The organism is Actinosynnema sp. NPDC050801, assembly GCF_040673975.1.
Classification (GTDB): Bacteria; Actinomycetota; Actinomycetes; order Mycobacteriales; family Pseudonocardiaceae; genus Actinosynnema.
Genome location: NZ_JBFAQZ010000001.1, coordinates 833,210 through 846,361, shown reverse-complemented (window position 1 = coordinate 846,361; position 13,152 = coordinate 833,210). Strand labels below are relative to the sequence as shown.

13 protein-coding genes are annotated in these 13,152 nt (G+C 71.6%); 6 read left to right on the top strand and 7 right to left on the bottom strand.

Going from position 1 to position 13,152, the window contains the following annotated elements:
- The first annotated feature begins 4 nt into the window (after nt 1–4).
- Both AB0K14_RS04260 and AB0K14_RS04255 read left to right on the top strand, forming a co-directional pair.
- Entirely contained in the window at nt 5–571 is a 567-nt protein-coding gene (locus AB0K14_RS04260; protein ID WP_360458111.1) for a helix-turn-helix domain-containing protein, read from the top strand.
- Nucleotides 568–2,010 (top strand): glycerol-3-phosphate dehydrogenase/oxidase, encoded by a 1,443-nt coding sequence (locus AB0K14_RS04255; protein WP_360458114.1) that lies wholly within the window; start codon nt 568–570, stop codon nt 2,008–2,010. Before AB0K14_RS04260 ends, AB0K14_RS04255 begins: the two co-directional genes overlap by 4 nt.
- Before the next feature lie 247 nt (nt 2,011–2,257).
- Here AB0K14_RS04255 and AB0K14_RS04250 read toward each other — a convergent pair whose 3' ends face one another.
- The 3 genes from AB0K14_RS04250 to AB0K14_RS04240 are packed head-to-tail and all read right to left on the bottom strand — an operon-like array spanning nt 2,258 to nt 4,793.
- Nucleotides 2,258–4,027 (bottom strand): WXG100 family type VII secretion target, encoded by a 1,770-nt coding sequence (locus AB0K14_RS04250; protein WP_360458117.1) that lies wholly within the window; start codon nt 4,025–4,027, stop codon nt 2,258–2,260.
- Nucleotides 4,024–4,338, bottom strand: coding sequence for a type VII secretion target (locus tag AB0K14_RS04245; protein ID WP_360458120.1), 315 nt, complete (start codon nt 4,336–4,338; stop codon nt 4,024–4,026). Before AB0K14_RS04245 ends, AB0K14_RS04250 begins: the two co-directional genes overlap by 4 nt.
- A gap of 11 nt (nt 4,339–4,349) precedes the next feature.
- Nucleotides 4,350–4,793 (bottom strand): YbaB/EbfC family nucleoid-associated protein, encoded by a 444-nt coding sequence (locus AB0K14_RS04240; protein WP_360458123.1) that lies wholly within the window; start codon nt 4,791–4,793, stop codon nt 4,350–4,352.
- Between the two features lie 195 nt (nt 4,794–4,988).
- Between AB0K14_RS04240 and AB0K14_RS04235 the strand changes: the two genes are divergently transcribed.
- The 3 genes from AB0K14_RS04235 to AB0K14_RS04225 all read left to right on the top strand — a co-directional run bounded on the left by AB0K14_RS04235 (nt 4,989) and on the right by AB0K14_RS04225 (nt 7,397).
- Nucleotides 4,989–5,246: a helix-turn-helix transcriptional regulator gene (locus tag AB0K14_RS04235; protein ID WP_360458126.1), complete on the top strand. Its 258-nt coding sequence runs from the start codon at nt 4,989–4,991 to the stop codon at nt 5,244–5,246.
- A 124-nt stretch (nt 5,247–5,370) separates the two neighbouring features.
- Nucleotides 5,371–6,213 carry an ATP-binding cassette domain-containing protein gene (locus AB0K14_RS04230; RefSeq protein WP_360458293.1) on the top strand — a complete coding sequence of 281 codons (843 nt, stop codon included), beginning with the start codon at nt 5,371–5,373 and terminating at the stop codon, nt 6,211–6,213.
- Nucleotides 6,210–7,397, top strand: coding sequence for an ABC transporter permease (locus tag AB0K14_RS04225; protein ID WP_360458129.1), 1,188 nt, complete (start codon nt 6,210–6,212; stop codon nt 7,395–7,397). The genes AB0K14_RS04230 and AB0K14_RS04225 overlap by 4 nt, the downstream gene beginning before the upstream one ends.
- On the opposite strand, the gene AB0K14_RS04220 is transcribed toward AB0K14_RS04225, so the two are convergent.
- From AB0K14_RS04220 to AB0K14_RS04205, 4 genes are all read right to left on the bottom strand, one after another.
- A complete protein-coding gene (locus AB0K14_RS04220) occupies nt 7,394–8,665 on the bottom strand; it encodes a deoxyribodipyrimidine photo-lyase (RefSeq protein WP_360458132.1) in 1,272 nt (423 codons plus the stop codon). The genes AB0K14_RS04225 and AB0K14_RS04220 overlap by 4 nt on opposite strands.
- A 123-nt stretch (nt 8,666–8,788) precedes the next feature.
- A complete protein-coding gene (locus tag AB0K14_RS04215; protein ID WP_230569850.1) occupies nt 8,789–10,102 on the bottom strand; it encodes a citrate synthase in 1,314 nt (437 codons plus the stop codon).
- Between the two features lie 264 nt (nt 10,103–10,366).
- The gene (locus tag AB0K14_RS04210; RefSeq protein ID WP_360458136.1) at nt 10,367–11,305 is read right to left on the bottom strand and encodes a carbohydrate kinase; all 939 of its coding nucleotides are present in this window, start codon (nt 11,303–11,305) and stop codon (nt 10,367–10,369) included.
- Nucleotides 11,302–11,898 carry a TetR/AcrR family transcriptional regulator gene (locus AB0K14_RS04205; protein WP_360458139.1) on the bottom strand — a complete coding sequence of 199 codons (597 nt, stop codon included), beginning with the start codon at nt 11,896–11,898 and terminating at the stop codon, nt 11,302–11,304. Before AB0K14_RS04205 ends, AB0K14_RS04210 begins: the two co-directional genes overlap by 4 nt.
- A gap of 111 nt (nt 11,899–12,009) precedes the next feature.
- On the opposite strand from AB0K14_RS04205, the gene AB0K14_RS04200 reads away from it, so the two are divergent.
- A complete protein-coding gene (locus AB0K14_RS04200; protein ID WP_360458142.1) occupies nt 12,010–13,152 on the top strand; it encodes an acyl-CoA dehydrogenase family protein in 1,143 nt (380 codons plus the stop codon).

The window sequence follows — 13,152 nt, the reverse complement described above, 5'->3', positions numbered from 1 at the left end:
ACACATGACGTCTCAACGTCACAGTGATGACGCGCTCCTCGACGCGGCCCGCGACTGCGTGGTCGAGGTCGGGGTCCGCCGCACCACGCTGACGGACATCGCCAAACGCGCCGGCGTGAGCCGGATGACGCTCTACCGCCGGTTCCCCGACGTGGGGACGCTGGTCCGGGCGTTGATGACCAGGGAGTTCACCGCGCTGCTCCAGCGCATCGAGGTGACCGGCGACAACGCCCGGCAGCGGCTCGTGGCGCAGGCCATCGAGGGCATCCGGCTGCTCGCCGCCGACCCGTTGCTGCGGCGCGTGCTCGACCTGGACGCCGAGCTGATGCTGCCCTACCTGGTGCGGCGGTTGGGCAGCACGCAGTCGCTGGTCGAGGCGTTCCTCGTGGCCGGGATCGAGCAGGGTCACGCGGACGGCTCGATCCGGGCCGGTTCGGCGGCCGTGCAGGCCCGGTTGGTGCTGCTGACGACGCAGTCGCTGGTGCTGTCGATCCGGCCCGCGACCGCGGACCTGGACTTCGAGGACCTGCTGGCGGAGCTGGCCGCCTACCTCGACGCGGCGCTGTCGTGAGCACGTCGTTGAACGCCGTGCGCCGCCGCGCGGACCTCGACCACCTGGCGTCGTCACCGGTGGACCTGCTGGTGGTCGGCGGTGGCGTGACCGGCGCCGGCGTGGCCCTCGACGCCGCCTCCCGCGGCCTGTCGGTGTGCTTGGTGGAGGCGCACGACCTGGCGTTCGGCACGTCGCGGTGGTCGAGCAAGCTGGTGCACGGCGGCCTGCGGTACCTGGCCCAGGGCGAGGTCGGGTTGGCGTACGAGAGCGCGGTCGAGCGGGGCATCCTGATGACCCGGACCGCGCCCCACCTGGTGCGGGCGCTGCCGCAGCTGGTGCCGCTGCACGGCAGGTCGCACGACCCGGTCGTGCTGGCCGGTCTGCGCGCGGGTGACGCGCTGCGCCGGTTGGCCCGCACGCCGTCGCGCGTGCTGCCGGGTCCGCGGCGGGTGTCCGCGGTCGAGGCGTCGGCCCTCGCGCCGGGCCTGCGACGTGCCGACCTGCGCGGTGGGCTGTTGAGCTTCGACGGCCAGTTGGTCGACGACGCCCGCCTGGTGGTGGCCCTGGCCCGCACCGCCGCCGGCTTCGGCGCCCGGGTGGTCACGCGCGCCCGCGTGACGTCCCTGACCGGGCGGGGCGCGCGGGTGGTCGACACGGTGACCGGGGCGTCGTTGGACGTCGAGGCGCGCGCGGTGGTGAACGCGGCCGGCGTGTGGGCGGGCGACCTGGTGCCGGAGGTGCGGTTGCGGCCGTCGCGGGGCTCGCACCTGGTCCTGTCGGCCTCGACCGTCGGCCTGGCCGGTACCGCTCTGACCGTGCCGATCCCCGGCGCCCGCAACCGGTTCGCGCTGGTGCTGCCGCAGCGTGACGGGCGGGTGTACGTGGGTCTGACCGATGAACCGGTGGACGGCCCGATCCCGGACGTGCCGACCGTGCCGCGGTCCGATGTGGACTTCCTGCTGGCGGTGGCGTCCTCGGTGCTGGAACGGCGGTTGACGCCGGCCGACGTGCTGGGCGCGTTCGCCGGCCTGCGCCCGCTGCTCGACACCGGCGACGGCCCGAGCGCCGACCTCTCACGCCGCCACGCCGTGCTGACGCGTGATGGGGTCACGACGGTCGTCGGCGGCAAGCTGACCACGTACCGCCGCATGGCCGCCGACGCGGTCGACGCCACGGCGTTGACGACGGTCCGCTCCCGCACCGCGACCCTCCCGCTGGTCGGTGCCGGTCTCGCCACCGGCCCACCCGACCTGGTCGCCCGCTACGGCACGGAAGCCACCCGCGTCGCCGAGGTGGGTGAGGTCGCCTGGGCCGTCCGCCACGAGGGCGCCCTGACCGCCGACGACGTCCTGGACCGCCGCACCCGCATCGGCCTGGTCCCGACCGACCGCGCCGCCGCCGAACCCACCGTCACCGCCGAGGTTGCCGAGGAACTGGCCGCCCTGCCCAAGTCCTGAGCGTTGAACTCGGGGTACCTGAACGTAGGACACGCGCGACGCGAACGTAGGACTCGCGCGCGTGTCCTACGTTCGGAACGCGCGTGTCCTACGTTCAGGACGCGCGAGTCGAACGTTCAGGACGCGCGAGTCGAACGTTCAGGACGCGCGAGTCGAACGTTCAGGTACCCCGAGTTCAACGTTCAGGTCGAGGTTGGGTGTGCGAAGGGGGACCTCCTGGTGTGGAGGTCCCCCTTGGCGTGTCAGGTCACTCGCCGATGATCGGCTTCGCGGCCTTCGGCGGCTCCTCGATCAGGGGCTCGCCCTCCAGCCGCACCTTGCGCTGGTGGTCCTTGCTGTCGCCGCCCTGGCCGGGGGCGCCCATCATCGGCGCGCCACCCATCATGCCCATGCCGCCGGCACCACCGGGACGACCGCCTGCGGCACCCGCCGCGCCGGCGCCCGCGGCACCCGCGGCGGACGGGCCGCCGGCCGCGCCCAGCACGCCGGACGAGCCGCCGGCCTGGAGGGTCTGGCCGCCGCCACCGGCGCCACCACCACCGGAACCGCCCGCGAAGCCGCCGCCACCGCCACCACCGGCAAAGCCACCGCCACCACCGCCGCCGAAGCCACCACCAGCGCCACCACCGGTGGGCGGGGTCGGCAGGTCGGTCGACAGCGGACGAACGGTCGGCATCGTGGGCACGGTCGGCGTCGGCGTGCCGCTACCCGTCGCGTAGGTCGTGTCGCGGATCGTGGGCATCGAAGGCGGAGCCGGCAGGGGAGTCGCCGTGCCACCGCCGCCCGGCACCCACCGGCCCGGCTCCCAGTGGCCGCCACCGGGGCCGCCACCCGAACCGCCGGAACCGCCCGAGCCACCGGAACCGCCACCCGTGCCCACCGTCGGAGGACGGCTCACCACGGGGCCGCCCGGACCGCCCGGGTACGCACGACCGGGGTCGGTCGAACCCGTGCCCGGCCCGTAGCCGGAGCCGACCGTCGGGGGACGGCTGACGACCGGGCCGATCGGGCTGTTGGGGTTGCGCGGGTCGGTGCCCGGCCCGTAGCCGGCACCGGAACCGACCGTCGGCGGTGCGCTCACCGAGCCACCGGCCGCACCACCGCCGCCCGAGCCGGACGGGACGGTCGCGCCGCCGGGGTTGTTGCTGAACCGCTGCTCGGCGTCCCGGCGCATGTCGTTGAGCTGCCGCTCGTCGAGCCCCACACCGCCCTGCGTCAACCGCGGTCCCGAGCCGCCACCGCCACCGCCCTTGTTGGACGACGTCATCGCGGTGATCGCCTGCAGGATCTGCTTGGCGGTCTGGGCGATCTGCGCGACCGACTTGATCAGGTCGATCAGCTTCTTGAGCGAGCTGGCCAGCTTCTGCAGGAAGTCGGCGAGCTTCTTGGCGTAGTTGCACGCCATCTGCACGATGTCCGCGATCGCCGCGCCAATGGCCGCACCGAAGGTCAGGAACGACGCCGCCAGCCACTGGATGATCTTCATGACCATCTCGGACACGGCCTGGCTGATCAGGTCCATGATGGTCTTGCGCACGGTCGCGACGAGCTCGCCCGCGCCCTTGGCGGCGCGCGAGATGCCCTGCGTGGCCTTGGACAGCGTCTCCAGCCCGGACGCGTGCTTCTTGCTCGCCGCGCGGTAGCCGTCGGCCGAACGGCCGCGCCAGGTCCGCGTCTCCTCGACCGCCGTGCGCCGGTAGTCGGCGACGATGCCCTCGATCTGCTTGGCCGCGGACGCCCAGCTGTCGGACATCTTCTGGATCGCCTGCGGGTTGCCCAGCAGCGCGTCGAACGGCTCGCGCAGGAAGTCGACGTGCTGGATGGCCCAGCTGAACCCGGCGGACAGGAAGCCCGACAACGGGTTGCTCGCCATGCCGACGATGCCCATGGCCGTGTTCGCCATGCCGAGACCGGCCTGGACCCAGTCGCCGCGCTCGACCGCCGCGACGGTGCCCTGCACGTCGCCGATCAGGTGCGAGGGATCCCGACTGCCCTGGGTGGTGGCTTGCCCGCTCATCCCCGTGCCTTCCCGTTGAAGCCGAACGCGTTGTCGGTGTCGACGTTCTCGTAGAGGTCGGCGACCTCCTTGAGGCCCTGGCACATGTCGGCGACCGTCTCCGTGGCCTGGCCGAGGATGTCCTGGGACGAGCCCGCGGCCTTGAGCAGGAACTGCGCGAGGAACGAGCCGAACACGCCGAAGGCGTCGGTCGACAGCGACGGGTCAGCGGTACGGGTGGCCGAGAGCATCCGCTGCGTCAGTTGGTCGACCGTGCCGGCGTGCGCCCGGATCTCGTCCGGGTTCACGTTGAACGACACGTACATGGTCATCTACCCCCTGCTCAGGCCATGACATCGGGTGGGTTGGTGAAGTAGTCGTCATCGGGCCTGGTGTCTCGACGCTGCAGCTCCGGTTCCGGTTCCACGGCGTCCGTGCCGTCACCCGAATAGCCGTTGGGCATCTTCGCCTTCACGAACTCCAGCGCCGGGCTGTCACCGACGAACTCCGTCATGATCTCGACGACCTTGCCCGCCGCGGCGCGCTGCGCCTGGGCGACGGCGGTCATGATCGCGCCGGAGATCCGCTCGGGGTCCTCGCCGCGCAGCTGCGGGCGCATGATCAGGTCCGTCAACGCGCCCGATGCGTTGACGGTGACCGTGATCAGGCCGTCCGGCGACGTCGCGCTACCGCCGACGCCCCCGAGCTGGGACTCGGCCTGCGCGGCGTTCCGCTTGGCCTGCTCGATCTTCTCTCCGTACTGCGCGAGCCACTGGTCCGGCTCCATGTTCACCCCTCACGGCAACGGGGCTTGCGGCCCTACTGCGCAATTCGACCCGTCGACACTCGATTCGGTTCCCGCCGACGTATCGTTTCACCGAATCGTGATTTCGTCGGCGAACCGCCCGCGGATACCGCCGTTCGGCCTATTCTGTGAATTGTTTACTTGCTGTTCTGTTGGGTTTTCGCAACACTTCGTAGCATGAGTCCGGTGCGCCGCGGCCCCGGGCAACCCATCCACAACCGGATCGGGGTGCTTCGGGTCGAACGGGGTATGACCAGGGCGGGGCTGGCCGAGGCGGTGGAGGTCAACCCCCAGACGATCGGCGCGTTGGAGCGGGGCGACCACTACCCGAGCCTCGACCTGGCGCTGCGGATCTGCGACGTGTTCGGCCTGCCGGTCGAGGCGGTGTTCAGCCGGACGCCGTTCGAGCCGCTGTCGACCCAGGTGTACGGCTAGCAGGTCCGCGGCAGGACCGGTCCCGACAGGAGGAGAGCACGTGCCACAGGGCCGCGAGGTTCCGGGAGCGCTGGAGATCGACCGGGTCTCCAAGCGCTACGGGGAGGTCGTCGCGCTCGACGGGATGACCTTCGACGTGCGGGCGGGCGAGCTGTTCGGCTTCGTCGGCAGCAACGGCGCGGGCAAGACCACCACGATGCGCATCGCGCTCGGCGTGCTGGCCGCCGACTCGGGCGAGGTGCGGTGGAACGGCGAGCCGATCACCTTCGAGACCCGTCGCCGGATCGGCTACATGCCCGAGGAGCGCGGCCTCTACCCCAAGATGAAGGTGCTCGACCAGCTCGTCTACCTGGCCGAGCTGCACGGCATGTCCACCAACCACGCGCACCGCTGCGCGGACAACTGGATCGCCCGGCTCGGCCTGCGCGACCGCCGCGACGACGAGGTGCAGAAGCTGAGCCTGGGCAACCAGCAGCGCGTGCAGCTGGCGGCGGCGCTGGTGCACGAGCCGGACGTGCTGGTGCTGGACGAGCCGTTCTCCGGCCTCGACCCGGTGGCGGTGGACGTGATGAGCCAGGTGCTGCGGGAGAAGGCCGCGAGCGGGGTGCCGGTGGTGTTCTCCAGCCACCAGCTCGACCTGGTGGAGCGGTTGTGCGACCGGGTCGGCATCGTGCGCAGCGGCACGCTGGTCGCGTCCGGCTCGGTGGACGAGCTGCGCGCCGGCGGCGAGTCGAAGCTGGTGGTGGACGCGCCGCGGGCGGTCGCGGGCTGGGCCGACCACCTGCCGGGCGTGCGTTCGGCCCACACGTCGGACGGTCGGACCGTGCTGGAGGTCGCGCCGGACGTCGACGACCAGGTGGTGTTGCGCGCCGCCCTGGACACGGGCCCGGTGCACGAGTTCTCCCGGCAGCGCCCGTCGCTGACCGAGTTGTTCCGCAGCGTGGTGACCGAGGAGTCCAAGGCATGAGCAGCCTCACCCCCGGCCGGGCGGTGTTCCTGGTCTCGCGCCGGGAGTTCCTGGGCAAGGTGCGCACGAAGTCGTTCGTGTGGGGCACCCTGGTGATCGTCGCCGTGCTGGCGGGGTACGTGCTGCTGCAGGCGCTGCTGTTCGACGACGCGAACCGCGACCGGGTCGCGTTGAGCGGGCAGGCCGCGGTGCTGGCGGAGCCGTTGAAGCAGACTGCCCGGTCGTTCGGCCGCGAGGTGGAGACGGTCGACGTCAGCGACCCGGCGGCGGGCGAGGAGCAGGTGCGCTCGGGCGACGTGGACGCGCTGATCACCGGCGCCTCGGACGACCTGCGCGTGCTGGTGCGGGAGTCGCTGGGCGACGAGTTGCGCAACTCGATCGACCTGCTGGTCAAGCAGCAGGTGCTCGACGCGCACTTCGCCCAGGCGGGCGTGGACCCGGACGAGGTGGCGCGCAACGTCGAACGCGCGGGCGTCGACGTGGTGGCGCTGGAGCCGCGCGACGAGCAGCGGGGCCAGCGGCTGGCGATCGGCCTGGTGATCGCGGCGCTGCTGTACTACTCGCTGCTGGTCTACGGGACGATGGTCGCGCAGGGCGTGGTGGAGGAGAAGTCCAGCCGGGTGGTGGAGATCCTGCTGGCGACCCTGCGGCCGTGGCAGCTGCTGCTGGGCAAGGTGGTCGGGCTCGGCGCGGTCGGGTTGCTGCAACTGGTGGTGATCGGCGGCATCGGGCTGGCGCTGTCGTCCGCGTCGGGGGTGATCGACGTCGCGGGCGTGGCGGGCGGCGCCCTGGCCACCGGTCTGCTGTGGTACCTGCTCGGCTTCTTCCTGTACGCCACCGTCTTCGCCGCCGCGGCGTCGCTCGTGTCGCGCCAGGAGGAGCTCCAGTCGGTGCTGACGCCGATCAGCATGTCGATCGTGGTGGCGTTCGTGCTGGGCATCAACCTGATGATCAGCGACCCCACGGGGACCACGGTGACGGTGCTGTCCCTGCTGCCCCCGTTCGCGCCGATCCTGATGCCGGGCCGGATGGCGATGGGCGTCGCGCCGACGTGGCAGGTGCTGCTGGCGATCGTGCTCGCGCTGGTCGCGGTCGCGGCGATCACCTGGCTGGGCGGCAAGGTCTACTCCAACGCCGTCCTGCGCACGGGCGCGCGCGTGCGCCTGCGGGACGTGTTGCGCTAGTCCTTGATGGCGGCGTGGCGCGCCAGTGCCTCCAGGCGCTCGTGCGCGTGGTCCACGATCGGGTCACGCGGCCGGTGCACGGCCTTGCCGGGGACGTCCCGGAGCTCGGGCACGTACCGGCGCACGTAGTCCCCCTCCGGGTCGAACTTCTCGCCCTGGGTGACGGGGTTGAAGACGCGGAAGTATGGCGCCGCGTCCGTGCCGGTGCCCGCCGCCCATTGCCAGCCGTGCTGGTTGGAGGCGAGGTCACCGTCGACCAGGTGGCGCATGAAGTGCCGGGCGCCCCACCACCACGGCAGGTGCAGGTCCTTGACCAGGAAGCTCGCCACGACCATGCGGACGCGGTTGTGCATCCAGCCCTCACGCAGCAGCTGGCGCATACCGGCGTCCACGAACGGGTAGCCGGTGCGGCCCTCGCACCACGCCCGGAACCGGTCGCGGTCGTCGTCCAGCCGCATGGCGTCGAACGCGCGGTTGAAGTTGTGGCGCGCGGATTCCGGCTGGTGCCACAGGACGTCGGCGTAGAAGTCGCGCCAGGCGAGTTCGGTGCGGAACGCCTTCGCGCCCGCGCCGCGCCCCAGGTCGGCGAGCAGCGTCCGGGGGTGCACGACACCCCACTTCAGGAAGGCGGAGAACCTGCTGGTGCCGTCGAGGTCCGGCCGGTCCCGGCGGGTGGCGTAGTCGGGCAGCTTCTCGTCCCGGAACGCCTCCCACGCCGCGTGGACGTCCGGAAGGCCTTCCCCGGCGGGCAGCCCGCGCCCGAGGTCGGACCGCATCCAGTCCACAGTGGACTCGTCGGATCGGGCCGGCGGGTGCCACCCGTGGTCGAGCCAGGCCTTGAAGAACGGCGTGAACACCCGGTAGGGCGTGCCGTCCGGCTTGGTGACCCGCCCCGGCGTCACGGCGTAGGGCGAGCCGACCCGGACCAGCTCGACCCGTTCGGCCACCGCCGCGTCACGAGTCCGCCCGTACGGTCCGGCGTCGGCGGAGACGTGCACCGAGGACGCCCCGACCGCCGCGGCCACCCGCGGCACGACCTCCACCGGATCGCCCTCGACCACGACGAGCCGCCCGTCGAGCTCCCGGTCCAACGACCGCAGGCACCGGTGCAGGAACTCGACCCGGGGCCGACCCGAGGCCCGCAGCAGCACGGGGTCGAGCACGAACAACGCCAGCGCCCGCGACGCCCGCCGCGCCGCGGCCACGATCGCGGGGTGGTCGGAGGTCCGCAGGTCACGCCGGAACCACACCACGGTCGAGGAGTCCACGGACCGACCCTAGGAGCGGCAACGCCACCTCGCACGGCGAAGGGTCCGGCAACGCGGGAGGCCCGCACCCGACGAACGGGTGCGGGCCTCCCGGCGCAGAGGTCAGCGCTGGTCGAGCAGAGGTCAGCGCTGGTCGAGCGGCACGAACGAGCGCTCCGGCGCGCCGACGTAGACCTGCCGCGGACGGCCGATCTTGGTGGCCGGGTCGGAGATCATCTCGCGCCAGTGCGCGATCCAGCCGGGCAGCCGGCCCAGGGCGAACAGCACGGTGAAGAACTTCGTGGGGAAGCCCATCGCGCGGTAGATCAGGCCGGTGTAGAAGTCGACGTTCGGGTACAGCTTCCGCTCGACGAAGTAGTCGTCGGCGAGCGCCGTCTCCTCCAACGCCTTGGCGATGTCCAGCAGCTCGTCGGACGCGCCGAGCTTGCCGAGGATCTCGTCCGCCGTCTTCTTGATGATCGCGGCACGCGGGTCGTAGTTCTTGTAGACCCGGTGGCCGAAGCCCATCAGGCGGACGCCGTCCTCCTTGTTCTTGACCTTCTTCACGAACGCGGAGACGTCACCGCCCTCGCGCCGGATCTTCTCCAGCATCTCCAGCACCGCGGAGTTCGCGCCGCCGTGCAGCGGGCCGAACAACGCGTTGATGCCGGCCGAGATGGACGCGAACAGGTTGGCCTCGGAGGACCCGACCAGCCGCACGGTCGACGTGGAGCAGTTCTGCTCGTGGTCGGCGTGCAGCACGAACAGCAGGTCGAGCGCCCGCACCAGGTCGGGGTCGACGTCGTAGGGCTCGGCCGGGAAGCCGAACGTCATGCGCAGGAAGTTGTCCACCAGACCCAGGGAGTTGTCCGGGTACAGGAACGGCTGGCCCACGGACTTCTTGTAGGCGTACGCCGCGATGGTGGGCACCTTGGCCAGCAGGCGGATCGTGGAGATCTCGACCTGGTTGGCGTCGAAGGGGCTGAGGCTGTCCTGGTAGAACGTCGACAGCGCGGACACCGCCGAGGACAGCACGGGCATGGGGTGGGCGTCACGCGGGAAGCCGTCGAAGAACCGCTTCAGGTCCTCGTGCAGCAGCGTGTGCCGGTTGATCTTGGAGGAGAACTCCTCCAGCTGGGCCTGGGTCGGCAGCTCGCCGTAGATCAGCAGGTAGCTGACCTCGATGAAGTTCGACTTCTCGGCGAGCTGCTCGATCGGGTAGCCGCGGTAGCGCAGGATGCCCGCGTCACCGTCGATGTAGGTGATCTCGGAGGAGCAGGACGCCGTGTTGACGAACCCGCTGTCCAGGGTGACCAGACCGGTGGTGGCCAGCAGCTTGCCGAGATCGATACCGGGCGCACCCTCGGTGGCCGGTACCACCTTCATCTCGTGCTCTCCGCCCGGATGGCGCAGCGCGACGGTACGGGTGTCGTTCGGCGCAGTCGTCGCGTCGGGCATGCAGAGTCCCTCTCAACCTAGGGCGGGGTGGCTCATGCGGGTCTCGCACGCACGCGCGCGGGCGTGGGATCGCCCCGCACCGCAGCACCACCCCGTTGGGGTCCTGTCAGTTCACGCTAGTCGGAGGACGACCCGCCACACAGCCGCGGTGTGAACCGATTCTGCGAGGTGGGACCGGCATCACATCCGGATGCATGGGTGGCTAGCGTGCATCCACCACCGTAGCCCTTCAGGGCTGTTCCTCCACCTCACGAGGGGTGAGAGCTAGGTCATCTCCAGCTCTCGCCTGAACGGCGGTTCAGCGCCCGCACGGGAGCACGTGATGGCCGCCGCGGCGCCCGCGTAAGCCAGCGCCCGACCCCACTCGCCGGCGCCCAGACCTCGGACGGCCTCGACGGACAGCGCGTCGTGGTCGTGCAGCCAGGCCAGCAGCGCGCCCTGCACGGTGTCGCCCGCGCCGATCGTGTCGACCACGTCCACGGGCGTGGGTGGGACGCGGATCACGTCGCCGGAGGCGGTCAGCACGGCCAGCCCGTCACCGCCGCGGGTGAGCACGACGGCGGCCGGTCCGGCGCCCTGCCAGTCGCGCACGACCTCCAGCACCTCGTCCTCGGGCGCGTCCGGCGGCAGGTCGGCCAGCCACCGCGCGTCCTCGACGGACACCTTCAGCAGGCCCACGTGCGGCAGCCACGAGTCGTACCGGTCGCGGTAGGCCACCGGGTCGTTGATGAGGCTCGCACGGATGTTCGGGTCGAGCACGGTGAGCGCACCGCGCTCGGCCTCGCGCCACAGCACGCGCTCGTAGGTGCTCGCGCCCGGCTCCAGCACCATCGAGAGCGTCCCGAAGGACACCGCCCTGGTCGCGGCGGGCAGCGGCCCCGGGTCGGTCACCTGGCGGTCCGCCGTGCCCTCGACGTAGAACGAGTAGCGCGCCGAGCCGTCGTCGGCCAGGCCCACGACGGCCAGGGTGGTGGGCTGGTCGCCCCGCTGCACGAGGTCGGTGCGCACACCGGAGGCGTGCAGGCGCTCGATCAGCCGGTCGCCGAACAGGTCCGACGACACCCGCGACAGGAAGCTCACCGGCGCTTCGAGCCGCCCGGCGGCCACGGCCACGTTGTACGGCCCACCGCCCAAGCGCGGCGCGAGGTTGCCCTCCGGCGTGGGCACCAGGTCGACCAGCGCCTCACCTGCAACGACGATCACGACTGGCTCCGTTCTCTCCGCAACCCGTCCAGCAGCAGTTCACCCAGCGCGGTGAACGCCTCGGCGTCCGACACACCCGCGCGGCGGGTCAGCACGCCGGTCTGGATGCCCTCGATGAGCAGACCGGCCATCTCGGCGATCAGGGTCGCATGCACGTCCCGGAACACCCCGTCGCGGACGCCCTCCTGGATGAACTCGCGGATCCGCTCGGCGGCGGCGCGGGCGTTGCGCTCGTAGGTGGTGCGCGTGGGGGCGAACGCGGAGACGTCGGTGATGAACTGGCCCGACGCGCGGCGCAGCTCCTCCGCCGCGCCCGCCAGGTACGTGCCGACGCGCGCGCGGACGTCCTTGACGTCGGCGATGCGCTGCTCGATGCGCTCGGCCGCGCCCTTGAAGTACCGGCCGACGACCCGCACGGCCAGCTGCTCCTTGCTCGCGGCCAGCGCGTACAGGGTGGACTTCGAGCAGTGCAGGCGTGCGGCGAGGTCGTCCAGCGTGAAGTGGGCGAACCCCTCGGCGAGGACCAGCGATTCGAGCCTGCCCAGCAGCTCCACCTGCCTGGGCGTCGGCTGTCTGCGCGCGATCGACGTCATAGGCGGCAACTCTGTCACAGTGCCTCGATGCAGTACTGTGGTACGTCCTGCAGTACTCTACCGAGTACACCGCAGTAGCTGACGGCCACGAGCCGCACCCGGAGGTCGACGATGCCCGCCGAGCGCCTTCTGCCCACCACCGAGGCCGAGGACCTGCTGGCCCTGGTCCGCGAGATCGCCCGCGACGAGCTCGCGCCGCACGCGGCCGAGGCCGAGGAGCACGAGCGGTTCCCGCGCGACAAGTTCCGGCTGCTCGGCAAGACCGGTCTGCTCGGCCTGCCGTACCCGGAACGGTTCGGCGGCGGGGAGCAGCCGTACGAGGTGTACCTCCAGGCGTTGGAGGAGGTCGCGTCGGCGTGGATGTCGGTCGGTGTCGGCCTGTCGGTGCACATCATGTCCAGCTACGCCTTGGCCACGTTCGGCACCGAGGAGCAGCAGGCGCGCTGGCTGCCGGACGTCCTCGCGGGCGACCACCTCGGCGGGTACGCGCTGTCGGAGTCGCACGCGGGTTCGGACGCGGGGGCGTTGTCCACCCGTGCCACCCGCGACGGCGACCACTACACCGTCAACGGCACCAAGGCGTGGATCACGCACGCGGGCGTCGCCGACTTCTACACCCTGATGGCCCGCACGTCCGACGACGGCGGCAAGGGCGTCAGCTGCTTCTTCGCGCCCGGCCACACCGACGGCCTCACCGCGGCCGAGCCCGAGCGCAAGATGGGCCTCACCGGTTCGATCACCGCGCAGCTGCGGTTCGACGACGTCCGCGTCGACGCCGACCGCCTCATCGGCCACGAGGGCGACGGCCTGAAGATCGCACTGTCCGCTTTGGACTCCGGTCGCCTCGGCATCGCCGCGTGCGGCGTGGGTCTGGCGCAGGCGGCGCTGGACCAGGCCGTCGCGTACGCCAAGCAGCGCACCCAGTTCGGCCGCGCGATCATCGACTTCCAGGGCCTGGAGTTCATGCTCGCCGACATGGCCGCCGCGGTGGAGTCCGCCCGGGCCACCTACCTGGACGCGGCCCGCCGCCGTGACCGCGGTCTGCCGTTCCGCCGCCAGGCCGCGATCGCCAAGCTCATCTGCACCGACGCCGCGATGAAGGTGACCACCGACGCCGTGCAGGTCCTGGGCGGCGCCGGCTACACCCGCGACTTCCCGGTGGAGCGGTACATGCGCGAGGCCAAGGTGCTCCAGATCTTCGAGGGCACCAACCAGATCCAGCGAGTCGTCATCGGGCGCGACCTGCGGCGCTAA

Excerpts from the sequence above, each read along its gene's own strand:
- AB0K14_RS04260 (WP_360458111.1), top strand. The coding sequence starts at position 5 with ATGACGTCTCAACGTCACAGTGATGACGCGCTCCTCGACGCGGCCCGC.
- AB0K14_RS04250 (WP_360458117.1), bottom strand. The coding sequence starts at position 4,027 with ATGAGCGGGCAAGCCACCACCCAGGGCAGTCGGGATCCCTCGCACCTG.
- AB0K14_RS04245 (WP_360458120.1), bottom strand. The coding sequence starts at position 4,338 with ATGACCATGTACGTGTCGTTCAACGTGAACCCGGACGAGATCCGGGCG.
- AB0K14_RS04240 (WP_360458123.1), bottom strand. The coding sequence starts at position 4,793 with ATGGAGCCGGACCAGTGGCTCGCGCAGTACGGAGAGAAGATCGAGCAG.
- AB0K14_RS04235 (WP_360458126.1), top strand. The coding sequence starts at position 4,989 with ATGAGTCCGGTGCGCCGCGGCCCCGGGCAACCCATCCACAACCGGATC.
- AB0K14_RS04230 (WP_360458293.1), top strand. The coding sequence starts at position 5,371 with ATGACCTTCGACGTGCGGGCGGGCGAGCTGTTCGGCTTCGTCGGCAGC.
- AB0K14_RS04225 (WP_360458129.1), top strand. The coding sequence starts at position 6,210 with ATGAGCAGCCTCACCCCCGGCCGGGCGGTGTTCCTGGTCTCGCGCCGG.
- AB0K14_RS04215 (WP_230569850.1), bottom strand. The coding sequence starts at position 10,102 with ATGCCCGACGCGACGACTGCGCCGAACGACACCCGTACCGTCGCGCTG.
- AB0K14_RS04205 (WP_360458139.1), bottom strand. The coding sequence starts at position 11,898 with ATGACGTCGATCGCGCGCAGACAGCCGACGCCCAGGCAGGTGGAGCTG.
- AB0K14_RS04200 (WP_360458142.1), top strand. The coding sequence starts at position 12,010 with ATGCCCGCCGAGCGCCTTCTGCCCACCACCGAGGCCGAGGACCTGCTG.